Genomic DNA, 25,078 nt, shown 5'->3' with positions numbered 1-25,078 from the left:
TTGATAAAGAGCACATTTCACATAGCAAAAATGGATTGCCCGTCGGAAGAAACCCTTATCCGGATGAAACTGGATGGGCTTTCTATGATTAAAGGTTTGGTATTCGATATTGAAAACAGGAAACTTTCTGTCTTTCATTCCGAAAAAAACGAAGAAATCGGAAACCGTCTGAAAGAACTTAAATTAGGCGCTGAACTTCAGGAAACAATCATTGTCAAACAGGATGAATTTATAGATAACCCAAGTGTGCAATCTAAACTTCTTTGGATAGTTCTGATTATCAATTTTGCTTTTTTTATCCTTGAAATCACCACAGGTTTTATTTCAAAATCCATGGGTTTGGTTGCCGATTCACTGGATATGCTTGCCGACGCTTTGGTATATGGACTTAGCCTTTGGGCAGTAGGTTCAACTGTACTCCGAAAGAAAAAAGTAGCCAAACTAAGCGGCTATTTTCAACTGGCATTAGCCCTGCTTGGCCTTTCAGAGGTGATACGCCGATTTATCAGTTTTGAAGAAGTACCGGATTTCCAAACCATGATTATCGTTTCGGCATTGGCTTTAATTGCCAATTCAGTTTGCCTCTATTTATTGCAAAAGTCAAAGAGCCAAGAAGCACACATGAAAGCCACGATGATATTCACATCAAACGATATTATTATCAATACTGGTGTTATCGCAGCAGGAGTATTGGTTCTGTTGACCCAATCAAAGTATCCTGATTTAATCATCGGTTCAATTGTGTTTTTAATCGTGGTAAAAGGGGCTTTCAGGATATTGAAACTTGGAAAATAGATATGGAAGTAGTTTTAGAATCAATAATAACCTGTCCAAATTGTGGCTTTCAAAAAGAGGAAACCATGAGGGAAGATTCGTGCCAGTTTTTCTATGAGTGTGAAAAGTGTAAATCTGTCTTGAGACCAAAGAAAGGTGATTGTTGTGTATATTGTTCGTTTGGCTCTGTAAAATGCCCTTCAATTCAAAAAGAAAACAGTTGCTGTTGAACGCTTATTTTTTATTCGTTTAACTAGTGGCAAGGTTGTGAAAAACAATTCATTATCCAACATCTGAAAAGGAGTGAAATTTATCAAAGCCTAAAAATACTTTCTGAAAAAACAAAATCGATTTTGGCAAAAAAAGAATTAAATATCCTATTTTTGCACCTGTGAAAAATAAAATTTATGCCATATCACTCTTGCTATCATTTTTGGTAGTGTTAAGTCATGAGATGATTCTCCATCATCATCATGATGATATGGTGGAAGGTTTATTGAGTAAACAAAGTATAGTTGATTTCCCTGTTGAAAAAAGTAACGAAGGGAATTCTGCCGATGAACACAATCATCCCTTTCCTCTTCACCATCATATTTCGGCAACCAGTGATTTTGTTTATGCAAGGACAAACCTTCATAAGTCAAATTCATTTAAAAAAATCACCACATTATTTGTGGTGTTACTTGTGTTCCAGAATGATTATTTTGAACCTCCCTGCTCGAAAAGTCAATATTATAGAAGGGAACAGATTATATTAAATTCCCTCTTTGCCCCGGAAGCCAATGCTTTACGGGGGCCTCCTTCTATTGTTTAAATTTTACAGTTTCTTAATGAATGCATGCGATAACTGTTTTATCGTCCATGATTTATATGCATTCATTCAATCAGTTTTTTTTAAATTTAAATAATATTTTCAATGAAAATCAAGATATTTTTATTTGCAGTACTTGCGATATTTTTAGCAAGTTGCAATACCAACCATAACCATGAAATCGAAGAACCGCATCATGACGAGGTTAAAATCCAGTTAACTGCTTACAGCAACGAATTTGAACTTTTTGCCGAAGCCGACCCGTTTACGGTAGGCCAATCCTCCGAAATTTTGTCGCATTTTTCTCATTTACCAAGTTTTAAAGCATTGGAAAGTGGAAGCATGACCATCCGCCTGATTGTAAATGGCAAAGAAACAAGGCAAACATTGGAGAAACCAACACGAAAAGGCATTTACAAATTTGAATTAAAACCTGAAACTTCAGGAAAAGGTCAATTGGTTTTTGATATAGTAACAGAAAAAGGAAACTTTCAATTAACAGTTCCCGAAGTAGAGGTTTTTGCGGATGACCATGATGCCATTCATGCGGGAGAAGATATTGTTGTTTCGTCAACCAATGCCACGGTATTTACTAAGGAGCAATCGTGGAAAATTGATTTTGCAACGGCACATCCAAAAACAGAACCATTCGGCCAGGTCATCAGGACTACTGCCCGGGTTGAATCTGCCCAGGGTGACGAAACGCTTATTTCTGCGAAAACAAACGGCATTGTCAAGCTTTCTGCCAACAATATATTGGAAGGGAAACCCGTATCGAATGGACAGGTCCTGTTTTCAATCTCCGGAAGTGAATTAGCAAATAATAATTCTGCAACCCGTTTTTCAGAAGCTCAAAACAACTATGAAAAGGCAAAGGCCGATTATGAAAGAATAGCAGAATTGGCAAAAGACAAAATTGTTTCAGAAAAAGACCTGCTCAACGCGAAAAATCAATATGAGAATGCGAAGGTAATTTATGATAACCTGAACAAATATTTCAATGCGTCGGGGCAAAATGTGGTCGGTACAATGAACGGCTATGTTAAACAGGTTTTTGTGCGAAACGGACAATATGTTGAAGCCGGGCAACCCATTGTGATTATCTCACAAAATAAAACGCTTTTGCTACGAACAGAAGTGCAACGAAAATTCGCACCAATCCTGGGTACGATAAATTCGGCGAATATTCACACGCTTCATGATAATCAGACCTATTCACTGGAAGAATTAAACGGCAAAATGGTGTCGGTTGGCAGAAATACCAACAGCGACAATTATTTAATCCCGTTGAGTTTACAGATTGACAATAAAGGCACTTTTGTACCAGGTGGTTTCGTAGAGTTATTCCTAAAAACACTTACAAACGCACAGGCACTGACAATACCTAACTCAGCGTTACTGGAAGAACAGGGAAATTATTTTGTTTTTGTACAAATTACACCTGAACTCTTTGAAAAAAGGGAGGTAAAGACAGGCGCAACTGATGGCTTAAAAACTGAAATCCTGCAAGGGCTTTCTCAGGATGAACGCCTTGTAACCACTGGAGCAATTCTGGTGAAACTTGCACAGGCTACAGGTACTTTAGACGCTGAATCAGGTCACAATCATTAAACAATACGGCTATGTTAAATAATATTATAAAATTTTCACTTAATAATAAGTATTTGGTAATACTTGCTTCTGTTGTTTTGGTGGTTTTCGGGGTGAGGACTGCCACAAACATGGACGTGGACGTATTTCCCGACCTCACCGCACCAACGGTTGTTGTAATGACCGATGCACATGGTATGGCTTCGGAAGAAGTGGAACGTTTGGTTAGTTTTCCAATTGAAACAGCCGTAAACGGGGCTACAGGCATTCGCAGGGTGCGTTCGGCTTCATCGCAGGGTTTTTCTTTTGTATGGGCCGAATTCGACTGGGGTACCGATATTTACAAGGCCCGCCAGATTGTAAGCGAAAAACTAATTGCCGTTTCATCGCTTATGCCTTTGGGCGTTGGACAACCTATGCTCGCCCCGCAATCCAGCATTATGGGCGAAATCTTCTTTGTGGGCTTACAGGCCGACAGCACCAGCATGATGGAATTGCGCACCATTGCCGAATGGAATGTAAAACCATTGATATTGGCTACCGGCGGGGTTTCTCAGGTTACCATCATAGGAGGCGATTACAAACAATACCAGATATTGGCAGACCCTCAAAAAATGAAATATTATGATGTTTCATTGATGGAATTGGCTGATGTTAGTAAGGGGATTAGCAATAATTCTTCAGGTAGCGCCATTCGACAATATGGAAACGAATTTGTTGTTCGCGGGATTGCCCGGACCTCGGATTTGGAAGCCCTGGGCAATTCATATATAAAGTCAAGAAACGGGAAACCTGTAAGGGTTCGCGATGTGGCAGAAGTGAAAATCGGAGGCGCTGTAAAAATGGGGCATGCTTCTGAAAATGCAACACCGGCGATTATTATTTCCATATCGAAGCAACCCAACACAAACACCCTCGATGTTACGGAACGAATTGAAGAAAACCTGGCCGTCCTTCAGAAAACCCTTCCGGCAGACATTCGAATGGACACGAAGATTTTTCGCCAGGCCGATTTTATTGAAACTTCGGTGAACAACGTACAACGTGCATTAATTGAAGGAGGCATATTTGTTATTGTCATTCTTTTCTTATTTCTGGGCAGTTTTCGCACTACAATTATTTCCCTGCTTGCCATTCCCTTGTCGCTGCTGGGCGCTATTTTAGTTCTCAATGCATTGGGTTTGAATATTAATACCATGAGTTTGGGTGGAATGGCAATTGCTATTGGTTCGCTGGTTGACGATGCCATTATTGATGTGGAGAATGTTTACAAGCGCTTGCGGCAAAATCAACAAAAACCAAAAGCAGAAAGGCAATCATCGTTTACCGTTGTATTTGAGGCTTCAAAAGAAATAAGGTCATCCATTCTTAATGCCACTTTAATTATCATGGTAGCATTTTTACCACTGTTTTTTCTATCGGGCATGGAAGGCCGGATGCTGCAACCTCTGGGTATATCATTTATTGTTTCTTTGTTTGTGTCGCTGATAGTGGCCATGACCCTGACCCCGCTGTTGACAAAGTTGCTGCTGACCAACGAAAAATATCTTGCCAAAAATGAAAAAGAAAAATGGTTGGTACGTAAACTTTCATACTATTATGAGAAAGCGCTTTCCTGGTCGTTGAATCACAAAAGCCTTGTTATCCTTTCCACACTTGCCATGTTTATTGTTTCACTTTTTGTATTTTCTTCAATGGGACGTAGCTTTTTACCAGAGTTCAACGAAGGTTCCCTTACTTTATCGGTAGTAACCCAACCCGGAACTTCATTGGAAGAAAGCAACCGCCTGGGCAATTTGGTAGAAACTGAATTATTAACGATTGATGAAATAGAAAGCACCGCGAGAAGGACAGGCCGGGGGGAATTGGACGAACACTCGCAAACGGTGAACAGTGCGGAAATAGATGCAAATTTTAGACTGGATGAACGCAGCCGCGAGGAGTTTATGGCAGATGTTCGGGAAACAATTGCCCGTATTCCAGGTATTGCAGCAACAGTGGGGCAACCGCTCGGGCACCGCATCGACCACATGCTTTCGGGCACAAGGGCAAACATTGCCATTAAGATTTTTGGCACCGATTTGAATAAAATGTTCACACTCGGTAACCAGATTAAAAGTTCAATTGTGGACATCGAGGGTTTGGTGGACGTAAATGTTGACCAGCAGATTGAGATACCACAACTTCAGATTAAAGCCAACCGCGAGATGTTGGCATATTACGGAATTACTGTAGAGCAATTCAATGCGTTTGTTGATGTTGCCTTCGGAAGCGAAAAACTGGCAGATATTTATGAAGGCCAGCGACGCTTCGATTTGGTGTTGCGGCTGAATAAAAATTACACGGAAACAATAGAAGGTGTACGTTCGGCTTTAATTGATACACACGATGGTAAAAAAGTGCCATTGGAAGAGGTTGCAGAAATTATTTCTGTTTCCGGGCCAAGTTCCATCAGCAGGGAAAATGTACAGCGCAAGGTTGTTATTGCCGCAAACGTGGCAGGCAGGGATTTGCGTGGAGTGGTTGAAGATATACAGGCGAGGGTAAATGAGAACATTGAATTTCCCGAAGGATATCGCGTAGAATACGGCGGACAGTTTGAAAGTGAGGCAAAAGCATCGAGAACCTTGTTGTTTACTTCCATTCTTGCAATATTAATTATTTTCCTTTTACTGTTTCAGGAATTCAGAAATTTCAAACTTGCAGGTATCATATTGCTCAACCTGCCCCTGGCATTGATTGGCGGTGTATTTGCAATCTATTTTACATCAGGCGTTTTAAGCATTCCAGCAATTATCGGCTTTATAACACTTTTTGGTATTGCAACCCGAAACGGAATCCTGCTGATTTCAAACTATCAACGGCTTCAGGCGAAAGGAACATCCTTAAATGAAACTGTCATAAATGGCTCATCCGACCGTTTGAACGCTATTTTAATGACTGCTCTTACAGCAGCCCTTGCATTAATACCATTGGCTATGAAGGGTGACTTGCCTGGCAACGAAATTCAAAGCCCGATGGCGCAGGTAATTTTAGGCGGTTTACTTACCTCCACCTTGCTTAATATATTTATCGTTCCCATAGTTTATAGCATTCTAAATAACCGTGGAATCATTAAAACGAAAAATTCATGAAGAAAATAGTTATAGCGATAATTAGTGTTATCGTGTCCAATTCATCTCTTTTCTCTCAGAACCCTATTGAAAGTGTTCTCAATGAGATTGAAAAGAACAATACAACACTGACAGCCCTTCAAAAAAGAGTGGAGGCTGAGCAAATAGGAAATAAAACCGGAATATATCTGCAAAACCCTGAAGTCGCATTCAACTATGTGTGGGGAACTCCTTCTACAATTGGTAACCGAACAGATTTTAGCGCCATCCAAACATTTGATTTTCCGACGGCTTACAAGTATAAAAAGGAGATTTCCAACATAAAAAATGAACAGGTAGCGCTTGAATACCAAAAACAGCGAAAAGACTTGTTGCTGGAAGCCCGTTTAATCACCTACGATTTGGTTTTTACCAATGCGTTGTTATTGGAACTTTCAAAGAGACTCAACCATGCGCAAAGTATTGCCAGCTCGTATAAATCCAAATTCGATATTGGGGAAACCAATATTCGGGAATACAACAAAGCGCAATTAAACTTGCTGAATTTAAGTAAAGAAATGGAATCGCTCAACGTAAAAAGAGATGCTTTGCTGGGTGAGTTGACCCGCTTAAACGGAGGTATCCCCATTGAATTTACGGCAAGTGAGTTTGCAACCACGCCAATCCCTGCCGATTTTGAACAGTGGTACGCTCAAGCCGAACAAAGTAACCCGCTGTTGAATTGGTTGAAAAAGGAGATGGAATCTACCGAAAAACAAGTTGGTTTGAACCGGGCTATGAGCTTGCCTAAATTAAAAGCAGGTTATATGAGCGAAAACGTTATTGGACAAAAATTCCAGGGCATTACGCTTGGTTTATCAATCCCTTTATGGGAAAACAAAAACCAAGTGAAATATGCCGAAGCTAATGCCGCTGCAATTGAAAAAACGGCAAACGACCAAAAAGTGCAGTTTTACAATCGGTTAAAACTTTTGCATGCAAAAGCAATCGGGCTTCAGAATAATGCAAGCGATTATAAATCGAGACTAAAAACTTTTGACAGTTCAGAATTACTAAAAAAAGCACTGGACAAAGGGGAAATTTCACTGATTGATTATATTCTTGAACTTTCGATATATTACGAAAGTGTAAACAAATTGCTCCGGTCAGAACTGGAAATGAATAAAACGTTGGCAGAGTTAAATCAATATTTATGACAGAAATTAAATCCAACTTTGAAAATAAAACCATGTGGGTAGTCTTACTGACTGCTGTCACAATGGTTGTAGAAATAATTTTTGGACTGACAACCAAATCAATGGCTTTACTGGCCGATGGCATTCACATGGGTTCCCATGTGTTTGCTATTGGCCTGAGCTGGATTGCTTATATCATCGTGAGAAGGGTTTCCAAAAGCGAAAAATTTAGAGGCAATTCAGGTAAAATCCTTTCCCTTTCGGGTTACAGCAGTGGTTTGATGCTGCTTATTTTCGCCGTTGTTATCATGGTTGAGGCAATCCAACGCTTTTATAATCCTGTGAATATTGTTTATAAAGAAGCGATATTAGTTGCCATTATCGGTTTAATAGTAAATATTGCCAGCGCCTTCATACTGCATCATGAGCATGAACACAGCGACCACAACATTCGGGCAGCCTATTTGCATGTAATAGCCGATGCACTTACCAGTGTTTCCGCCATTCTGGGACTGACCGCTGCATGGATTTGGGACATCCCGTTTATTGATACCATCGCAGTTTTACTCAGCTCGTTCGTGATTATTAAGTGGTCGGTTGGGTTACTGAAAGATTCTGGTAAAGTATTGTTGGATATTGAACAAAACAATCATAAACATGAACACCATCATCACTAAAAGCGTAATACAGTATAAAAACTAAAAAATGTGATTGCTGTATTTATTGCTCTTTTGGTTCGGTGAAATGTAACAATCGGTATTAAGTTACCGAACTTTCCAACACATTAGGTTTTTGTCGAAACTCAAACTAACTCGGAAAAACCAAAAGAGCTAAAATCACCTACGTGAGACTTTTATTATTGTCATTTGTCAGGTCTATAAAGAAACCTCGTCTATTCAGTAAATGTATTTAAGCAAATACTTAAATAATTTTAAGAAATGACAATTGTAAAAACATTTTTTGTATTTTAGCGTTTGCTTAAATACAAAAATAATAAAAACAAATCATGAACGATAAAGTATGTATAAGAGCACTGGCAGACATTGACCAAATCAATAGATGTAAGGGTAAAATAGCATCGAAAGAGAATACGATTTCGCAACTTTCCAATATTCTTGGATTGGCTGGTAATGAGGTCAGGTTAAAAATTCTCTATTCATTATATGAAGAAAACGAACTCTGTGTTTGTGATTTAAGCGATATACTGGGCATGAATATTTCGGCCATATCGCAACACTTAAGAAAATTAAAAGATGGAAATATTGTTGGTGTCCGTAAAGAAGGCCAGACCTATTTCTATTTTGTCAAAAATCACATTCTCTCTATTTTGGAATCAATTTTTAATATAATTAATTCGAAAAGCGGAATTTTAAAACCAGAAGTAGTATGAAGACAAAAACAAATAAAGCATTGCTGGGTACAGGACTTTTTACGGCCATAGCAGCATCATTGTGCTGCATAACACCTGTATTGGCGCTTATCGCAGGAAGTAGCGGAATAGCTTCCTCTTTTTCGTGGATGGAACCTTTTCGCCCCTATTTAATCGGGCTTACAATTTTAGTGCTGGCATTTGCCTGGTACCAGAAGCTTAAACCCAGAACAGCCGGGGAAATACAATGTGCTTGTGAGGCAGACGAGAAACCTTCTTTTTGGCAATCAAAAAAATTCCTCGGAATCGTTACAGTTTTTGCTGTATTAATGCTTGTATTCCCATATTACTCACCTGTATTTTACCCTGACAATAAAAAGGAAATCGTTATAGTTAATGCTGCAGATATTCAAACGGTTCAACTCGAAATTGAAGGAATGACCTGCGAAGCTTGTGACAGCCACGTAGCCTATGCAGCACAAGAAGTTGACGGGGTTATTGAAGCTAAAGCAGACCATAAAACGGGTAAAGCGATAGTGAAATTCGACAAAACAAAAACTTCACAAGAAGCGATTGTTAATTCGATTAATTCCACCAGCTATAAAGTGGTTGGTGAGCAATTGAAATAAAAAAATTTTTCACGTTATTTAAGAATTTACTAAAGTACTAAAACATGAAATTTGCAAAATTTAAAATAAAAGGAATGACTTGTGACCATTGTGCACAAACCATTGCCAAAAAGTTTTCGGGGAATGAAGGTATTATAACGAAGGACATTGATTACAATTCAGGCACAGGAAAGTTTGAATTCGACCCTGATAAAACAGACAAAGACCAGATAGCCGCCCTTATTAATAGCACGGGGCATTACCGGGTTGAACGTGAAATAAGCGAAGAAGCAATTGTAAATAACACTGACGAAACAAAAAGTTATAAAGCAAATACCCTTCCATTTGAGGAGGATTTAGGCAGTGCTTCTTCCATCCCATTAGGAGGGGCTGGGGATGGGCTTTTCGACTTTATCATTATCGGAGGTGGTTCGGCAGCCTTTTCAGCTGCTATAAAAGCCGAAAGTTTGGGGTTAAGCACGCTGATGGTCAATGGCGGCCTCAACTTTGGTGGGACTTGTGTAAATGTGGGCTGTGTCCCTTCCAAAAACCTGATACGGGCAGCGGAAACTGCTTATCACGCCACACACTCCAATTTTGCCGGCATCAAACCCAAAGGCGTTGATATTGATTTTGCCCAGGTAATAAAAGACAAAAAACGATTGGTGGCCACCCTTCAACAAAAAAAATACCTGGATGTAGTGGGCGATTTTGAAAACCTGAAAATGGTGCAGGGTTGGGCTGAATTTGTGGATACCAAAACCATACTGGTTGATGGCAAAGACAAATACACCGCCCTGAAGTTTCTTATCGCCACAGGAGCTACAACCAATATTCCGGATATTAAGGGATTGAATGAAGTTAATTATCTCACCAATGTTTCCTTGTTCGACCTGGAAGAACAACCCAAATCGATGATTGTGCTTGGAGGCGGATACATTGCATTGGAAATTGCCCAGGCCTATCATCGCCTGGGAACCAAAGTTACACTGCTCCAACGTTCGGCACAGGTGCTGTCAAAACAAACTACCGAAGTTGCCGAAGAACTGACCAGCCATCTCAGAAATGAAGGGTTAGAAATTTATACCAGCCTGAATTTTATCGAAGTTTCTGAAAATACCGAAAAAATAAGTGTTGTGGCAGAGCATGAAGGTGGGCGAAAAGTATTTGAAGCACAAAAGATATTGGTTTCTACCGGAATAAAACCAAATACAAATAAATTGGGTTTACAAAACATTGGTCTCGAACTGGATGGGGGTGGTCACATTTTGGTAAATGACAAAATGGAAACAAACCTACATAACATTTATGCTGCAGGTGATTGTATCAATACGCCTGCATACGTTTACACCGCAGCTTTTGAAGGAAAAATAGCCGTAGAAAATGCTTTCACGGGAACAGAAAATAAAGCGGATTATTCTTCTTTGCCCTGGGTGGTTTTTACCGACCCACAGGTTGCTGGTACCGGATTGGATGAAGCACAGGCAAAGGCTCAAAATATTCCGTTTGAAGTTTCCAAATTGGAGTTGAAAGATGTCCCGCGGGCCATTGCAGCAAACGACACAAGAGGATTTATCAAACTCATTCGCAATATCGAAACAGATAAATTGATTGGTGCAAGAGTAGTAGCACCGGAAGGTGGTGAACTAATACAACAATTGAGCATGGCAATAAAACATGGTGGTACCATCAAAGAACTGGCAGAAAGCCTTTATCCTTATCTTACATTGAGTGAAGGAATAAAATTGGCTGCTATAGCATTTGACAAAGATGTTGCAACATTAAGCTGTTGTGCGGTTTAACATCATATTTTAGGTCATGAAAACAAAAACAGATGAAAAACTCAATGTTGAAAAAAAATCAGCGGCAACTACCCAAAGACATCACAAAAAACATCATAGACCGGCTAAAAAGTATTAAGTTTTATTTGGAGACCACCCCTCCCCCGGTCATAGTTTTGTGTCAGTAATTGATTTGTAACACAAAAACATGAAGCTATGAAACGAACAGTAGAAATTTTTACAGCCGGATGCCCGGTATGTGAACCGGTAGTAAAAACAGTAAAAGAAATGGTTTGCGGCTCTTGCGAAGTAAACGTTTACAACCTTGTTGAACAATGTGACGACAAAGTTTGTGTTGACAAAATGAAAGAGTATAACATTACTTCCCTACCAGCAGTAGCAGTTAACGGAAAATTACTTTCTTGCTGTCAAAACAGAGGCGTGAGCAAGGAAGAATTAGCAAAGGCAGGTATTGGACAATCTTGAATAAGTTATGATACCAAAAGATTTAACCAGGGATATAATATCGGACCTTAAAACAATAAAAGGGCAAATTGAAGGTGTAATAAAAATGTTGGGCAACGAAAGCGCCCCTGAACAGATTGTCAACCAATTTAAAGCGATTGACAAGGCATTTCAAAAAACACAGTTTCTTCTTTTGGATGAGGTTTATCGTAAAGCCTTGGCCATTAGCATAGTGGATGCAGTGAGAGCTTGTCCGGGCAATTGTGGCAATGAAGATAAAATTGAATATATACGCCAGGAGTTTCCAAAGTTGAAATTAAATGAACTCAGCAGCAAACTTCAGGAAATTGCAGAGATACAGCAACGGATTGAAAAATACAATAAAGAGGGGTAGTCATGCAAAAAATAGCAAAGCTAAAAAGTGATTTCGTGAGCATAGCATCCCTGTTCACTTCATTTTCCACGCTGTTGTGCTGTGCCCTTCCGGCCTTGCTGGTTACATTGGGAATGGGGGCAGTGGTGGCTGGTTTGGTTTCCGATTTGCCTTGGTTGGTGACCTTAAGTAAGTATAAAGAATGGACATTCATAATTGCCGGAACATTAATTGGATTTAATTTCTGGCTGTTTTATGGTAGAAAGAGAAACCAGGTTTGTGAAGTAAATGAGTACGGAAATGAAACAGCCTGTGACACAACAGCAAGATGGAGTAAAGTCATTCTTTGGATTTCAGTGGGTATATACTTCGCCGGGCTGTTTATGACATACCTGGCCTTACCACTGCAAAAAATGCTGGGCTTTTAAAAAAGAAAAAAACAGGATGAAACATCCATTTTCAAAGATATTAATATTGATTCTGTTAGCAGGGTTTGGAACCAGCAACCTGGCTTTTGCGCACGAACCGCTATATGGTATTGGCCCACATGTGTTGTTCAAGGGAGGGTTTGCCCCGCATATTACGATTGCTGGCTCGGGAAGTTTATTTGAAATGGAATACTCACTGGGTTACGGTATTACCAGGAACTGGACTGTTATTGGGGAAATGCCGTTTGTTTTGGACAACAATAATTATTCTTTTGAAGGGTTCCATCTGAAGCAGAAATACCGGTTTTATTCCTGGTTCGAACCCGGAATGTCCCGGCAGGTAAGCGCGGTTACCAAGCTGGTATTTCCTGTTGGGAACGATTCGCCAACAGTAATTAACCTGGGCCTCACCGGCGGACAGGAAGCACTGAAGTGGTACTGGTTCTTCTCGGCCGGTTACGCCGCCAAATTTATTAATGACAGCATGCACCCGGGAAATAACCTGGATTATACAGCTACCTTTGGGTTTCGTCCGTTCAAAACAAATTATTACAAACCCGACCTGGTCATTTTTCTGGAAGGGATAGGCCGGTTCGTGGAAAAATCGAAACTGAACGGCAATACAATCCAAAACAGCGGAGGACATGCCTGGTCGTTGGCCCCTACTTTTATGCTCACCTACAGGAATATAGCGCTAAGAGGCGGTATTGAAACAGGCATGGCTAAAAGCGGTTATGTTGAAAAACCGGAAACCAACTACAAGTTCACACTGGAATTACATCTATAATGGTTAAAAAAAATGGTTAAAAAAATGAAAGCAAAAATAAGCGGTTTGATATTAGTACTGGTTGTAGTATTCAGTGTCCCGGATACATTCGGACAACAACCTGAAAGAGACACGGTATCAAAAATTCATAAATATGTAAAAGTGGAAGTAAAAGGGATGGCGTGCCCGTTCTGTGCTTATGGTTTGGAAAAGCAACTCAAAAAAATAAATGGGGCAAAAGAAATATATATTGATATTCAAAAAGGTTATGCTACTTTCCGGGTCTCCGGTAAAAACGATGTCACAAAAGAAAAACTCGACAAAATCGTTATTGATGCCGGTTTTAAACCGGGGAATATTACATTTTCCAATAAACCTTTTATTAAATCAATCCCCGAGAAAATAAGAAAGTAAAGGGCTATAATAAAAAGATATTTCCAAAATTATCTATAATTCAGTGATAAATTTATAGTTAAACGGGGATAAAATCAAGTTATCTTATCCCCGTTTAAAAACCTTTTCATAATTGTTTATTAGTTTTCAGCTTTAAGGATGATGAGGCATACTTTTTCCATTGGGAATGAATTCCAGGTCAACTCCCGGGCTTACCTCGTGGGCTAATTCAGGATGAGGGCCACCGTCGAGGGTGAAGGTTGTTCTGGCCGTATGTTTTAGCCACACGACCTTTGTAGGGTGCATGGTTCCATCCGAAACGCTGACCATCTCATGATAATGAATATAACCACGGCCTGCATACATTTCTGCTTTTTCAGGCGACCAGGTATCAATAATGGCATGTACCTTATACAAATATTCACCATCCGGTGCATCCGATGACCACCACTGTGCTGCGCCAAACGGTCCGGTATTATAATGTTTCCCAACCAATTGTTTGGGGCCTGCCTGGTTCCAGTAGTGACCCGGAATATCCGTTGCACCATTCGGACCATCAGGAGCACCAGCAAAATAATAATTTTCTCCATCCACATTAACAACGGGTGCATGTACAAACCCATTTGACTGATGAGCCGATTTGAGGGCAATATCAGCAGCTTTTGTTTCATTTTGGGGGACTAAATCCTCTGATTTCTGGCAAGCACTTAACAGTGCAATACCCCCGGCCAGTAATACTAAACGACTAATTTTTAAATGTTTCATAATACTTCATTTTAAATTTGACAAAAAAGTTTAAGTATTAGTCGAATAAGAATAAAATACCTGACAATATTTTTTCTTTTTTTTCAAAAGTTCCTTTTCAGGCTGTAATTATTAATCCCAAATTGTATTCAATAAAACTATTGAATACTTGAATAAAAGTTGTATGTTTGCAGAATCAAACAATTAGATTTTAGCTATGCAAGGACGGGAATTTAAAGATGCCATGTACGACGGGCTTGCCAAATTAATGAAAGCCCTGGCCAACCCGGCACGCCTCGAAATCATTGAGATGCTTGCGCAAGGAGAAAAAAGCGTGGAAGGGATTGTACAGGCAACAAGCCTGACTTTTGCCAATGCTTCCCAGCATTTACAGGTACTAAAAAACAACAACATTGTAAAATCAAGAAAAGAAAAACAATACGTCTTCTATTCAATAATCAATGATGAGTTTCTTTCATTATACCAGCATGTTATAAAATATGCTGTTCAGGAAATTGCCGAACTCGAAAAAACATTGAACCGGCAACGGGAAGATAACAAAGCCTCAAATTCTGTAAGCCTTGATGAACTTGAAACAATGATTCACAACAAAAATGTATTGCTGATGGATGTGAGGCCTTCAGCAGAATTTGAGTTCGACCACATTTCCGGGGCGATTTCCGTCCCCATGAAAGAATTGTTGTGCTGCCTGAAAGATTTTTCAAAAGAGCAGGAAATTATTGCTTACTGCCGAGGGCCATTCTGTGTTTTGGCCGATGAAGCGGTGAGGGTACTTTCCGAAAAAGGATTTAAAGTCAGGAGATTGGATGAAGGCTATCCCGAGTGGAAAATTAGGCAACTGGAAAAAAACTAATATGGATAATCCAATTTACCTCGATTACAACGCAACCGCCCCCATTGCCCCGGAAGTGGTAGAAGAAATGCTGCCTTATATTCGGACTCATTTTGGAAATCCTTCGAGCAGCTATGCCATTGGAAGGCACAACAAAGAAGCCATCGAAAAGGCGCGAATGCAGGTTGCAGGTTTGCTTGGTACAAGACCCGAAGAAATCATTTTCACAAGCGGCGGCACCGAATCAAACAACCATGCCATTCGAGGCGCTGTTTTTGCCAATTCTGAAAAAGGCAAGCATATTATCACATCGCAGGTGGAACATCCCGCAGTGACGGAGGTTTGCAAATCCCTTGAAAAACAGGGATACGAAATCACCTGGCTTCCTGTGGATACTTATGGAAAAGTAAACCCGGAGGATGTTGAAAAAGCCATCCGCCCTGATACGGCACTGATTTCCATTATGCACGCCAACAACGAAGTTGGCACCATTCAACCAATAAAGGAAATTGGGAACATTGCAAAAAGTCATAGCGTACTTTTTCACACCGATGCGGCACAATCAATTGGAAAAATTAAAACGGATGTGAATGAACTGGGCGTAGATTTGCTTTCCGTTGCCGGGCATAAACTTTACGCACCAAAAGGCATCGGCGCTTTGTACATCAGAGATGGTGTGAAACTTGAACATCTGATTTTTGGCGCGGGGCAGGAACATGGATTCCGCCCCGGGACAGAAAATGTAGCCTACATTGTGGCACTTGGTAAAGCCTTTGAATTAGTCAAAGATAATCTTCAGACCAACAACAATCATCTTTCGCAAATGCGTCAACGTTTATTAGACAGATTGATAGAAAAATGTCAGACAACAATAAAACTAAATGCAGACCTAAACAACTGTCTGCCCAACACGCTGAGCATCGCCTTTGAAAATGTGGATGCGCATACGCTTGCTTCGCTGGTCGATAAAAAAGTCGTGTTTTCAACCGGTTCGGCCTGCCATGCCGATTCGGTCGAAATTTCGCCGGTGCTGAAAGCAATGCAGGTAAATTCACGCGTAGCAGCCGGAACGGTACGCATTTCAACAGGTAAATACACCACAGTAAAAGAAATTGACTATGCCGTGGATACCATTTCAGATGCTGTAAATAAACTTTTATAAATCAAAAATTTAACTCAGTTTTTATGAAAAAATCAATTTTTGTCTTGGCAATTATGTTGCTGCTAACCTCGACTAACCTTTCATCAAAATCAAATCCGCAACCTTCTTCAGAATCCCCTACTTCCATCGGGATGGTGATTTATTCAAACGATGTGGAAACCGTTTGGAATGCATTCCGTTTGGCCAATTATTCAAAAAACCAGGGAGACACCGTTCAGGTTTTTCTGTTAGGGAAAGGGGTTGAAGTGGATAACCTGGTAAACGACAATGAAGATTTAAAACAACAGGTTGATGCTTTTCTCGAAAAAGGCGGTGAAATTCAGGGTTGAGGAACTTGTTTGAAAAGCCGTAAAAACGATGAACCACAGGTTTGCACCTTCTCCACATTGGCTGATTTGTATCGAATAATCCGAAAAAACAAAATTGTATTAACTTTTTAATTAACGAATATGCTTCAAAAATTAATGAAGGCAGCCATGCCACCGGAAAAAATGATTGAGATGTTTACTTACCAAATAATAAGTAATCAATCTATTGAAGAAATAACTGAAAAAGTTCCCATTGCTTGTGAAAAAAACAAATTCGCCTTGCTGACAACCTATAATTATCACGAAATTGTTGAAGGCAAAGGTTTCCCTATCAAACGAAAAGTTTGGATTTATGAAATTTGCCAGGCAAAAACTGCAGCAGCGATGCTCACCGATTTTCCTCACTTTTCAATATTTATGCCCTGCAAATTGGCTATTTATGAAAATGAAGGCAAAACGGTTATCTCAACCATGAACATGGAGATTATGCTTAATGCTGTCAAAGCGAATCAAGAGCTATTTAAAGAAGCAACTTCTCTTTTTAATACCTTAAAATCATTGATGGATTCACTATCTAAAGAATAACAAATTCGAGTAAACAAAACGTTAAAATCAATTGAAATGCAAAAAATACTTGTTTTAATTAATGACGCACCTTACGGGTCAGAAAAGGCATACAATGCGTTTCGTTTGGCAAATCAACTTGGTAAAGAACACGAGCAAGTTGATGTAAGAATATTTCTTATGGCAGATGCCGCATCATGTGCAGTTGCAAACCAGAAAACCCCAAACGGTTACTACAATATTGAGCGGATGCTAAAATTCTCGATTGCAAAAGGGGCAAAAATTAAAATCTGTGGTTCGTGTGCCGATGCCAGAGGACTGAAAACAATACAACTGATTGAAGGAACAGAAATCAGCACAATGGCTGAATTTACAAATTGGGTTGTTGATAGTGATAAAATTTTGACATTTTAAACGATGGCGAAAACCCTTTCAACCTGTTTCCCAACGAATATGTAGCATGATTCAGGGAAAATAAAAATACATTTCAATTGGAATTGCTTGCTTTAAAGCAGTTGGTAGTTCTTGTTTGTTTAAAACGAATTGAATTAAAGTGAAAATTCATTTATTTTTCTAACGGTGTTATTGTTTTAAAAATATTTTTATACGTTTGTACCCTACAAAAGCAATAGGATTATTAAATAAAAAAAGCTTTTAAATGAATAAAACATTTTCCATAAACAACATAATGAATATGTGTTGCTGTATGCTCTTCAGGCATGTGGAAGGTGTTGATATTATTTCCGTTTAAAAATTAATCTTTAATTATTATAGGGAAGCCTTTCACAAAATGTGAAGGGCTTTTTTTTTATCCAAAAAAATCAAAAAATTATGACAGATTTAAATTTTCAAATTCAGGGAGAAGCTCAAACGGCAGCACGCTTTGTTGCCGGCGCAAGACAGTTTAGTATCGTAATCGACGAACCACCCGTTCTTGGCGGGGACGACTTCGGGGCCAACCCGGTCGAGTATTTACTTGCAAGTTATGCCGGATGTATTAATGTAGTTGCCCACTTAACTGCTAAAGAGTTGGGCATAAAAGTGGAGAAATTAAGTATTAAAGTAGATGGCAACTTAAACCCGGCACGGCTTTTTGGCCAATCATATGAGGAACGTGCAGGATTCAAACACATTAGTGTGGATTTTGCACCGGTTACGGATGCCCCAGCGGAAAAAATCAGAACTTGGATTGATACAATCAAAAATCGTTGTCCGATTAACGATAACCTTTCCTCGCCTACACCTTTAAACTTTAATTTAACCTCAGTGGAGGTAATGGAAGAAACTCCGGTTTAAATAGTATTAAAATGAATAGTGTATTTAAAAATATAACAGAAGCCATTGGTAAGACTCCACTGGTTCAGTTAAATTCAATAAATGGCAATCATGCCCGGATTTATGCAAAACTGGAGTCTTTTAATCCGGCAGGTTCGGTAAAAGACCGTACTGCCCTGTCAATGATAGAAACTGCAGAAAAAAGCGGGTTGATTAAACCGGGAACCAGTATTGTTGAACCAACCAGTGGAAATACCGGAATTGGCCTGGCACTGGTTTGCGCTGTGAAAGGGTATAAACTTATTCTTACCATGCCTGAGAGCATGAGTGTGGAAAGACGCAAAATTCTTAAAGCGTATGGTGCAGAGTTAATACTTACTCCTGAAGATAAAGGCATGCGTGGTGCAATCGAAAAGGCCGTAGAAATTAAAAATGAAACGCCCGGTTCTTTTATGCCCATGCAGTTTGAAAATCCTGCGAACCCGGAAATTCACCGGAAAACTACGGCTGTTGAATTGTGGGAGCAAACAAACGGCAAAATTGATATTTTGGTTGCCTGTGCAGGAACAGGAGGAACCATTACAGGGACAGCAGAAATATTAAAAATAAAAAATCCCGAAATTAAAATAGTAGCTGTAGAGCCGGCTTCTTCCCCTGTTTTATCAGGGGGTAAACCCGGAAAACATAAAATTCCGGGAACAGGCCCGGGGTTCATTCCTAAAATAATTAACAAAGATATTATTGATGAGATAATAAGCATCGGCGACGAGGAAGCTTTAGGAATAGCACGGTTACTTGCTACACGTGAAGGTATATTGTGCGGAATATCTTCGGGCGCAGCCGTTTGCGCAGCATTAAAAATAGCTCAACGAAAAAAGTATAAAAATGAACTTATAGTAGCCATCCTTCCCGACTCGGGAGAAAGATATCTTTCAGAATTCAGTTAAAAAAAATTTAAAAACAGACCAATGTACCATATACCGGAAAATTATACAACAGAATTAAACCAATACCATGATTGGGTCAATAATAGCCTGAATAATAATGTAGATGCTTTACAATTTAAAGTTTTCAGGGTTGTAAGGGGAATTTACGAACAACGAACCAAAGGAACATTCATGGTACGGATTCGTTGCGCTGGAGGGACAATTACTCCCGCTCAGTTGCTAGGGGTAACTAATCTTGCCGGACAATCCGGTTCTGAATTCCTCCATATCACGACCCGCCAGGAAATTCAACTGCATAATATCAGACTTTCGGATACGCCTGAGATTCTGGACAAACTTTACAAAATGGGATTGTCAACCAAAGGCGGTGGAGGAAATACGGTAAGAAATATAACAGCTTCAATTGATTCGGGCGTTTCCCAGGAAGAGGTGTTCGATGTAACACCTTATAATATCGCGCTTACTGATTTTTTGATACGAAATGAAAAATCATTTGACTTACCCCGAAAATTAAAAATTGCGTTTTCCAATTCAGAAAGTGATTCTGCTTTAGCCGCTTATAACGATTTGGGATTTATTGCCAAAATTAAAAACGGGGAAAAAGGTTTTAAGGTTTTCCTTGGAGGGTCGCCTTCTGTTAAACCAATGGTAGGAGAAGTTCTGTTCGATTTTATTCCCGCCAATAAAATATTTGCGGTAGCCATGGCAGCGGTGGAGATGTTTCATAAATACGGCAACCGGAAAAACCGGCACAAAGCCCGTTTGCGCTATTTGTTTTACAAGCATGGCAAGGATAAAGTTTTTCAACTTTTCGAAGAAACGTATAACCAACATAAAAACAGGCATCCCGTCAACATGACTGAATTTCCAATTTATAAAAATATTGTACCTGAAGGTCTGACTGCTGATACCAACAATTATACCGGCATCAAAAAATGGAAACAGAACTATGTGAAGAAACAAAAACAGGAAGATTTATACACAGTTGAAATTCCGGTGATGCACGGGAACCTCACTAACCATCAGGCACAGGCAATAGCAAAATTTGCAGGTTATTTTGGAGAGGATACCATCCGTTTTTCACGCAGACAAAATATTCACCTTCGAAATATTCCCGGTTCGTACTTGCGAAATGTATTTGAAAAACTAAATAGTATTGGATTGGAAGTAAAAAGACCCTATCTCCCGGGAAATTTGGTTTCATGTACTGGTGCAGATACCTGTCAGTTAGGAATTTGCTTTTCAAAGGGGGGATTAAAATCGATTTACGATAAATTGATTGATAAAGACTGGGTAAATGATATTAAAGATATAACAATCAATATTAGTGGTTGTCCAAATGCCTGCGGGCAGCATCTTGTGGCTGATTTAGGTTTTGCTGGGAGGGTTAGCCGCAACGGAAGAATGTATCCCTCATACAATGTTTTTGCCGGAGCAGTAATTGGAGAACACAATTCGCTGTTACCGGTAAAATTAGGTGAAATTGCTGCAAAAGATATCCCGGAATTTACAAGTGATTTGCTTTTTGTTTACTATCAAAATTATCAAGGTAGAAGTTTCCGTGAATTTGTAGAAAACGGAAGGATTGAAATCGACGCTTTGTTCGAAAAGTACAGTAAAATTCCTTCATTCGAAGAAAATAAAAAATATTACATTGATTGGGGAAATAACGAATTATTCACCCTGGAAACCCGTGGCGGAGGGGAATGTTCAGCAGGCTTGCTTGATATGATAGAATCAGAAATCAAAATAATCGGGAAGTGTAAAGAATCCCTTCTTGGGCAGCAGGAGGTTGAAGAGCAAACTGTTTTGTTACACGAACTTGTATTTGCAGCCTCGAAGTTGTTAAGTCTGACACAGAAAGAAAAAACCAACGAAGAGCCACAACTGATTCATTTGATTCAAAAACAGTTCATTGAGAAAGGAAAAATTCCTGAACATTACTTAAAGTTGCTTGAGCTGGTAAAAGATGGAAATTTTTCGGGGCTGTTAAAACAAAAAGATTCTGTACTTTCTTTTGCGGATGCGGCTGTTTCGTACTACCAAAATCTGGAAGATAATCTTCAACCGGGCTATGATGTAAAGGAAATAACAGCCACAGAGTTAAAATCGTTGCTGGATGATGATGAAAATATTATACTGGTTGACGTTCGGGAACGCTGGGAAAAAGAAATCGCAGACATTGGTGGAGAATTAATACCTTTTGATACGGTTGAAGACAACTTTCATAAAATTCAGGAGACACCGAAAATTGTTTTTTATTGCCGTACCGGTCGCAGGAGCGCTGAAGTAATTAATCGAATCGCCCAAAAGCAAAATGTTGAACATCTTTACAATCTAAAAGGGGGAATTTATGCATGGGCAGATGAAGTTGACAGTTCAATTAAAAAATATTAGATGAAAATTGTAATAAACAGGGTTGACAACAATTTTAACCTGAAAGCAACTAATTCTGAAGGACAAAGTTTATTAATGGATGCCGCTCCCGAAATAGGGGGAAGCAACAAGGGGATGCGACCAATGCAATTACTGCTTTCTGCATTGGGAGGATGCAGTTCGGTCGATATTATAAATATCTTAAAAAAACAGCGACAGGATTTAAAGGATTTTAAGGTTGAAATAGAAGCTGAACGGGAAGAGGGCAAAACTCCCTCTCTGTTCACTCAAATTCATGTTCATTTTATTCTTATCGGTAAAATCGAACCAGATAAGGTCAAAAAAGCTATTAAACTTTCGATGGAAAAATATTGTTCCGTTTCGAGAATTCTGGAAAAGTCGGCTACCATAAAATACAGTTTTGAAATACAAATCGATGGAAATGGCAATATTTTAAAGACTACCTGACTTGTCTGACCGTCATTATTAAAATTTCAAACGAAGATTTTGGAGAACGGTGCAAATAAAATTTTTTATTAATATCGATTTACAAGTAGGGTCGGGCACAACTTATTGGGTGTACTACTAAAGAATGATAAATACATTTAAAATTTAAAACATGAGAACATTATTTGGAATTATTGTAGTAGCACTTTCTCTATTCGTTGTTTCTTGTCAAAAAGACCAGGATTTATTTTCGCAGGCAGAAGAGTTGGAAGAAAAATCGGCTCAAATTGTTGTAAACGAAATATCGGTTGATAATGCAGTGGCAGACATGAATTATGAAAGCGACTTTTTTATTGGCGCCGAAGGCATGATGGTCGGAATGCAGGGCGGCGGGATGATGCATGGTGGTGGAATGCACAGCGGCGGCATAAATTGGGGTTCAAACAATTCAATGCACTACCAGACAGGACAACACCCCGAATACAGTATGCGCGGAAACCAGGGGCAATATCCCGACTCGTTGGTTATGAATTACGGCATGGGAACACACCTCAACAATGGAAGGGTTATGAGCGGGTCAATGATAATGCATACTTCAGACGACCCCAATGGCGAAGGTTTTACGCGAAAAATCACATACGATGGTTTTTCCGTAGATTCCATGAGCATTTCAGGAATGACAACCATCCATATTTCCGGCGACAATCAAAACGGAGGGATTCATTCATTTACAGGAGATATAATAATTACCATGCCGGATGGTACCACCATTCACCGCGAATCGGAAATAGTAAGAGAATGGATTGAGGGGGCTGAAACAAACCTGGACCAAACAGACGATGTAATGAAGGTTACCGGGCACGTTATAAATACAATTACCGAAAACGGGATGGAAACCATTTACCGAAAAGACATTGTGGAACCGCTAATCAAACCAAGTGGTTGCAGGTATTTTTCGCAAGGAGTAATTGAATTATCGCAGGGAGGAAATGTTATTGCAACGCTGGATTACGGTAATGGCGATTGCGACGATGTTGCCGTAGTTGTTAAAGACGGAGAAGACTCCATGGAAATTATCCTTTCGGAAAACGACCATTGTGCAGCAAACTACCGGGGGACCGGAATGGGAATGGGGCACTCCTATCAGGAAGGAACAGGAAATGAAACCGGAACCGGACATGGAAACGAAGCGGGGCAAGGAAACGGCACGGGACATGGAGACGGAATGGGACAAGGTCATGGTAACGGACACGGTGGTAATGGCTGATTGCTGGTGTAACGAATTTGCTTTGGTTGTATTTTTTACAACCAAAGCAAATCTCTTACGTTGTTGTTGTTATTACCATTAATTGAACAGTACTACATTGACACCAGAAGAATTTAAAAACATATTCGATGCCAACTTTGACGAAATACGTAATTACATATTTTACCGGTGTGGCGACAAGGAATTGGCAACGGATATTGCACAGGAATGTTTTTTGAAATTGTGGGAAAAAAGGGATAAAATAAAGCCAACCCATATAAAGGGGTTGCTATTTAAGATGGCTTCAGACTTGTTCATTAACCAATACCATCATCAGAAAAGAACCCGGAAAATAGTTGAAAATATCGGTTTTGACCATCATGATTATTCTCCCGAGGAAATACTGTCTTTTGAGCAACTTAAAGAAAAATATGAGTGGTTAATTGAAAAGATGCCGGATAACCAAAAGGTGGTTTTTTTAATGAGCCGGATTGAAGGGCTGCAATACCGCGAAATTGCGGAAAGGATAGGATTAAGTGTGAAAGCCGTTGAAAAAAGAATGGGAAATGCTTTAAATTATTTACGTACGTCACTAATCTCTGAGAATTAAAATGGAACATCAAAACAACATAAAGCAAATAGCTTCAGAAACCGAAAAACTATTTTCAGGGGCAAAAATTGAGTGGGATAAAGATAAGGATTCAATTTTCAACGAGACATTTGCTACACTAATTTCTGAACCGGAAACCAAAGTAGTTGGGCTAAGGCAGAACATGTTAAGGTTAAGTATCGCAGCTTCATTCCTGTTATTGGTTGGTATAGGGACATTCGCTCTTTTGTTTTCAAAAACGGTTTACAGCCCGGTAGGAAATCACTTAACTGCCGAATTGCCCGATGGCTCATCGGTGGAAATGAACGCCCAAACGACCTTGAAATATTATCCTTACCGGTGGTTTTTTCAGCGGAATGTTGAATTCTCAGGTGAAGGTTATTTTTCGGTTGAAAAAGGCAAAAAGTTTACGGTCACCTCAACACAAGGCAACACTACTGTATTGGGAACAACTTTTAATATTTTTGCACGCGATGATTCTTACCGGGTGTTTTGTAAAACCGGGAAAGTAAAGGTGAGTAATCCTTCCGGGGAATTTGTTATTTTAACACCAAATCAAAAGACAATGATTTCTGCAGGTGTTCCGTCTGAACCGGTTTTTGTTCCCGAATCGGAGAGTATTCTTTCCTGGAGAAACAACATGTTTCTTTATAATGCTGCCCCATTTACTGAAGTGGTTAGAGAAATAGAACGGCAGTACGGGATTTCAATCACCAGTGAAAACAAACTATCCGGTACAATTTCTGTTAATTTTCAAAAAAGCCCCAATGTAGAAAAAGTTTTATCAATGGTTTGCAAACCGCTTGGGTACAGCTACGTAAAAAAATCTGATAAACAATACAAAATCATAAAGAACAATTGAAAGGAGCATGGACTGGCGAACACAAAAGGAAATGAATA

General features: G+C 39.5%; 28 protein-coding genes. 27 read left to right on the top strand and 1 reads right to left on the bottom strand.

All coding sequences use genetic code 11. The features are described 5' to 3' along the window. The 15 genes from GR929_RS08080 to GR929_RS08010 all read left to right on the top strand — a co-directional run bounded on the left by GR929_RS08080 (position 1) and on the right by GR929_RS08010 (position 13,667). Positions 1-795, top strand: a complete 795-nt coding sequence (locus tag GR929_RS08080) for a cation transporter (RefSeq protein WP_159518608.1) — start codon at positions 1-3, stop codon at positions 793-795. Between the two features lie 2 nt (positions 796-797). Further along, a complete protein-coding gene (locus GR929_RS22085; protein WP_159518606.1) occupies positions 798-1,004 on the top strand; it encodes a GDCCVxC domain-containing (seleno)protein in 207 nt (68 codons plus the stop codon). A gap of 161 nt (positions 1,005-1,165) precedes the next feature. Then, positions 1,166-1,588, top strand: a complete 423-nt coding sequence (locus GR929_RS08070) for a hypothetical protein (RefSeq protein WP_157624444.1) — start codon at positions 1,166-1,168, stop codon at positions 1,586-1,588. A gap of 102 nt (positions 1,589-1,690) precedes the next feature. Next, the gene (locus tag GR929_RS08065) at positions 1,691-3,196 is read left to right on the top strand and encodes an efflux RND transporter periplasmic adaptor subunit (RefSeq protein WP_159518604.1); all 1,506 of its coding nucleotides are present in this window, start codon (positions 1,691-1,693) and stop codon (positions 3,194-3,196) included. An 11-nt stretch (positions 3,197-3,207) separates the two neighbouring features. Next, on the top strand, positions 3,208-6,309 hold the full coding sequence (locus GR929_RS08060; protein ID WP_159518602.1) for an efflux RND transporter permease subunit: 3,102 nt from the start codon (positions 3,208-3,210) through the stop codon (positions 6,307-6,309). Continuing rightward, positions 6,306-7,484, top strand: coding sequence for a TolC family protein (locus GR929_RS08055; protein ID WP_159518600.1), 1,179 nt, complete (start codon positions 6,306-6,308; stop codon positions 7,482-7,484). Before GR929_RS08060 ends, GR929_RS08055 begins: the two co-directional genes overlap by 4 nt. Continuing rightward, on the top strand, positions 7,481-8,140 hold the full coding sequence (locus tag GR929_RS08050) for a cation diffusion facilitator family transporter (RefSeq protein ID WP_159518598.1): 660 nt from the start codon (positions 7,481-7,483) through the stop codon (positions 8,138-8,140). The genes GR929_RS08055 and GR929_RS08050 overlap by 4 nt, the downstream gene beginning before the upstream one ends. Before the next feature lie 329 nt (positions 8,141-8,469). After that, positions 8,470-8,853, top strand: coding sequence for an ArsR/SmtB family transcription factor (locus tag GR929_RS08045; RefSeq protein WP_159518596.1), 384 nt, complete (start codon positions 8,470-8,472; stop codon positions 8,851-8,853). Then, entirely contained in the window at positions 8,850-9,461 is a 612-nt protein-coding gene (merTP, locus tag GR929_RS08040; protein WP_159518594.1) for a mercuric transport protein MerTP, read from the top strand. The genes GR929_RS08045 and merTP overlap by 4 nt, the downstream gene beginning before the upstream one ends. Before the next feature lie 44 nt (positions 9,462-9,505). Beyond that, entirely contained in the window at positions 9,506-11,242 is a 1,737-nt protein-coding gene (gene merA, locus GR929_RS08035; protein WP_159518592.1) for a mercury(II) reductase, read from the top strand. A gap of 195 nt (positions 11,243-11,437) precedes the next feature. Continuing rightward, a complete protein-coding gene (locus GR929_RS08030) occupies positions 11,438-11,707 on the top strand; it encodes a thioredoxin family protein (protein WP_159518590.1) in 270 nt (89 codons plus the stop codon). A gap of 7 nt (positions 11,708-11,714) precedes the next feature. Beyond that, positions 11,715-12,080 carry a metal-sensing transcriptional repressor gene (locus tag GR929_RS08025; protein WP_159518588.1) on the top strand — a complete coding sequence of 122 codons (366 nt, stop codon included), beginning with the start codon at positions 11,715-11,717 and terminating at the stop codon, positions 12,078-12,080. Positions 12,081-12,082: 2 nt separating this feature from the next. Then, positions 12,083-12,487 carry a hypothetical protein gene (locus GR929_RS08020; RefSeq protein WP_159518586.1) on the top strand — a complete coding sequence of 135 codons (405 nt, stop codon included), beginning with the start codon at positions 12,083-12,085 and terminating at the stop codon, positions 12,485-12,487. A 16-nt stretch (positions 12,488-12,503) separates the two neighbouring features. Continuing rightward, positions 12,504-13,274 carry a hypothetical protein gene (locus tag GR929_RS08015; protein WP_159518584.1) on the top strand — a complete coding sequence of 257 codons (771 nt, stop codon included), beginning with the start codon at positions 12,504-12,506 and terminating at the stop codon, positions 13,272-13,274. A 24-nt stretch (positions 13,275-13,298) separates the two neighbouring features. Next, on the top strand, positions 13,299-13,667 hold the full coding sequence (locus tag GR929_RS08010; RefSeq protein WP_159518582.1) for a heavy-metal-associated domain-containing protein: 369 nt from the start codon (positions 13,299-13,301) through the stop codon (positions 13,665-13,667). A 132-nt stretch (positions 13,668-13,799) separates the two neighbouring features. On the opposite strand, the gene GR929_RS08005 is transcribed toward GR929_RS08010, so the two are convergent. Then, the gene (locus GR929_RS08005; RefSeq protein ID WP_159518580.1) at positions 13,800-14,411 is read right to left on the bottom strand and encodes a hypothetical protein; all 612 of its coding nucleotides are present in this window, start codon (positions 14,409-14,411) and stop codon (positions 13,800-13,802) included. A 196-nt stretch (positions 14,412-14,607) separates the two neighbouring features. Here GR929_RS08005 and GR929_RS08000 point away from each other — a divergent pair, with 196 nt between their 5' ends. The 12 genes from GR929_RS08000 to GR929_RS07945 all read left to right on the top strand — a co-directional run bounded on the left by GR929_RS08000 (position 14,608) and on the right by GR929_RS07945 (position 25,040). Then, complete coding sequence (locus tag GR929_RS08000) at positions 14,608-15,264, top strand: ArsR/SmtB family transcription factor (protein ID WP_159518578.1); 657 nt, start codon at positions 14,608-14,610, stop codon at positions 15,262-15,264. Between the two features lies 1 nt (position 15,265). Next, the gene (locus tag GR929_RS07995) at positions 15,266-16,405 is read left to right on the top strand and encodes a cysteine desulfurase family protein (RefSeq protein WP_159518576.1); all 1,140 of its coding nucleotides are present in this window, start codon (positions 15,266-15,268) and stop codon (positions 16,403-16,405) included. Positions 16,406-16,428: 23 nt separating this feature from the next. Beyond that, on the top strand, positions 16,429-16,734 hold the full coding sequence (locus tag GR929_RS07990) for a hypothetical protein (RefSeq protein ID WP_159518574.1): 306 nt from the start codon (positions 16,429-16,431) through the stop codon (positions 16,732-16,734). Between the two features lie 120 nt (positions 16,735-16,854). Next, positions 16,855-17,298: a DUF302 domain-containing protein gene (locus tag GR929_RS07985; RefSeq protein WP_159518572.1), complete on the top strand. Its 444-nt coding sequence runs from the start codon at positions 16,855-16,857 to the stop codon at positions 17,296-17,298. Between the two features lie 36 nt (positions 17,299-17,334). Further along, positions 17,335-17,691 (top strand): DsrE/DsrF/TusD sulfur relay family protein, encoded by a 357-nt coding sequence (locus GR929_RS07980; RefSeq protein WP_159518570.1) that lies wholly within the window; start codon positions 17,335-17,337, stop codon positions 17,689-17,691. 417 nt (positions 17,692-18,108) lie between these two features. Continuing rightward, positions 18,109-18,573 carry an OsmC family protein gene (locus tag GR929_RS07975; RefSeq protein ID WP_159518568.1) on the top strand — a complete coding sequence of 155 codons (465 nt, stop codon included), beginning with the start codon at positions 18,109-18,111 and terminating at the stop codon, positions 18,571-18,573. A gap of 11 nt (positions 18,574-18,584) precedes the next feature. Next, positions 18,585-19,499 carry a cysteine synthase A gene (gene cysK, locus GR929_RS07970; RefSeq protein ID WP_159518567.1) on the top strand — a complete coding sequence of 305 codons (915 nt, stop codon included), beginning with the start codon at positions 18,585-18,587 and terminating at the stop codon, positions 19,497-19,499. 21 nt (positions 19,500-19,520) lie between these two features. Continuing rightward, on the top strand, positions 19,521-21,896 hold the full coding sequence (locus tag GR929_RS07965; protein WP_159518565.1) for a rhodanese-like domain-containing protein: 2,376 nt from the start codon (positions 19,521-19,523) through the stop codon (positions 21,894-21,896). Further along, a complete protein-coding gene (locus tag GR929_RS07960) occupies positions 21,897-22,343 on the top strand; it encodes an OsmC family protein (RefSeq protein ID WP_159518563.1) in 447 nt (148 codons plus the stop codon). A gap of 151 nt (positions 22,344-22,494) precedes the next feature. Next, positions 22,495-23,589, top strand: coding sequence for a hypothetical protein (locus GR929_RS07955; protein WP_159518561.1), 1,095 nt, complete (start codon positions 22,495-22,497; stop codon positions 23,587-23,589). Between the two features lie 97 nt (positions 23,590-23,686). Continuing rightward, the gene (locus tag GR929_RS07950) at positions 23,687-24,178 is read left to right on the top strand and encodes an RNA polymerase sigma factor (RefSeq protein ID WP_159518559.1); all 492 of its coding nucleotides are present in this window, start codon (positions 23,687-23,689) and stop codon (positions 24,176-24,178) included. A gap of 1 nt (position 24,179) precedes the next feature. Beyond that, positions 24,180-25,040, top strand: coding sequence for a FecR family protein (locus GR929_RS07945; protein WP_159518557.1), 861 nt, complete (start codon positions 24,180-24,182; stop codon positions 25,038-25,040). The last annotated feature ends 38 nt before the right edge of the window (positions 25,041-25,078 follow it).

Origin of the sequence: Sunxiuqinia indica (assembly GCF_009847015.1) — a bacterium.
Classification (GTDB): domain Bacteria; phylum Bacteroidota; class Bacteroidia; order Bacteroidales; family Prolixibacteraceae; genus Sunxiuqinia; species Sunxiuqinia indica.
The sequence above is the reverse complement of the archived record's forward strand: the minus strand, read 5'-3'. Positions and strand labels throughout refer to the sequence as shown.

What these genes read in the sequence shown, in the direction of transcription:
- GR929_RS07980 (WP_159518570.1), top strand. Translation starts at nt 17,335, where the DNA reads ATGCAAAAAATACTTGTTTTAATTAATGACGCACCTTACGGGTCAGAA.
- GR929_RS07955 (WP_159518561.1), top strand. Translation starts at nt 22,495, where the DNA reads ATGAGAACATTATTTGGAATTATTGTAGTAGCACTTTCTCTATTCGTT.
- GR929_RS08065 (WP_159518604.1), top strand. Translation starts at nt 1,691, where the DNA reads ATGAAAATCAAGATATTTTTATTTGCAGTACTTGCGATATTTTTAGCA.
- GR929_RS08020 (WP_159518586.1), top strand. Translation starts at nt 12,083, where the DNA reads ATGCAAAAAATAGCAAAGCTAAAAAGTGATTTCGTGAGCATAGCATCC.
- GR929_RS07945 (WP_159518557.1), top strand. Translation starts at nt 24,180, where the DNA reads ATGGAACATCAAAACAACATAAAGCAAATAGCTTCAGAAACCGAAAAA.
- GR929_RS08050 (WP_159518598.1), top strand. Translation starts at nt 7,481, where the DNA reads ATGACAGAAATTAAATCCAACTTTGAAAATAAAACCATGTGGGTAGTC.
- merA (WP_159518592.1), top strand. Translation starts at nt 9,506, where the DNA reads ATGAAATTTGCAAAATTTAAAATAAAAGGAATGACTTGTGACCATTGT.
- GR929_RS08025 (WP_159518588.1), top strand. Translation starts at nt 11,715, where the DNA reads ATGATACCAAAAGATTTAACCAGGGATATAATATCGGACCTTAAAACA.
- GR929_RS07995 (WP_159518576.1), top strand. Translation starts at nt 15,266, where the DNA reads ATGGATAATCCAATTTACCTCGATTACAACGCAACCGCCCCCATTGCC.
- GR929_RS08000 (WP_159518578.1), top strand. Translation starts at nt 14,608, where the DNA reads ATGCAAGGACGGGAATTTAAAGATGCCATGTACGACGGGCTTGCCAAA.
- merTP (WP_159518594.1), top strand. Translation starts at nt 8,850, where the DNA reads ATGAAGACAAAAACAAATAAAGCATTGCTGGGTACAGGACTTTTTACG.
- GR929_RS07960 (WP_159518563.1), top strand. Translation starts at nt 21,897, where the DNA reads ATGAAAATTGTAATAAACAGGGTTGACAACAATTTTAACCTGAAAGCA.
- GR929_RS07975 (WP_159518568.1), top strand. Translation starts at nt 18,109, where the DNA reads ATGACAGATTTAAATTTTCAAATTCAGGGAGAAGCTCAAACGGCAGCA.
- GR929_RS08045 (WP_159518596.1), top strand. Translation starts at nt 8,470, where the DNA reads ATGAACGATAAAGTATGTATAAGAGCACTGGCAGACATTGACCAAATC.
- GR929_RS07990 (WP_159518574.1), top strand. Translation starts at nt 16,429, where the DNA reads ATGAAAAAATCAATTTTTGTCTTGGCAATTATGTTGCTGCTAACCTCG.
- cysK (WP_159518567.1), top strand. Translation starts at nt 18,585, where the DNA reads ATGAATAGTGTATTTAAAAATATAACAGAAGCCATTGGTAAGACTCCA.
- GR929_RS08015 (WP_159518584.1), top strand. Translation starts at nt 12,504, where the DNA reads ATGAAACATCCATTTTCAAAGATATTAATATTGATTCTGTTAGCAGGG.
- GR929_RS08030 (WP_159518590.1), top strand. Translation starts at nt 11,438, where the DNA reads ATGAAACGAACAGTAGAAATTTTTACAGCCGGATGCCCGGTATGTGAA.
- GR929_RS08010 (WP_159518582.1), top strand. Translation starts at nt 13,299, where the DNA reads ATGAAAGCAAAAATAAGCGGTTTGATATTAGTACTGGTTGTAGTATTC.
- GR929_RS22085 (WP_159518606.1), top strand. Translation starts at nt 798, where the DNA reads ATGGAAGTAGTTTTAGAATCAATAATAACCTGTCCAAATTGTGGCTTT.
- GR929_RS08055 (WP_159518600.1), top strand. Translation starts at nt 6,306, where the DNA reads ATGAAGAAAATAGTTATAGCGATAATTAGTGTTATCGTGTCCAATTCA.
- GR929_RS08060 (WP_159518602.1), top strand. Translation starts at nt 3,208, where the DNA reads ATGTTAAATAATATTATAAAATTTTCACTTAATAATAAGTATTTGGTA.
- GR929_RS07965 (WP_159518565.1), top strand. Translation starts at nt 19,521, where the DNA reads ATGTACCATATACCGGAAAATTATACAACAGAATTAAACCAATACCAT.
- GR929_RS07985 (WP_159518572.1), top strand. Translation starts at nt 16,855, where the DNA reads ATGCTTCAAAAATTAATGAAGGCAGCCATGCCACCGGAAAAAATGATT.
- GR929_RS08005 (WP_159518580.1), bottom strand. Translation starts at nt 14,411, where the DNA reads ATGAAACATTTAAAAATTAGTCGTTTAGTATTACTGGCCGGGGGTATT.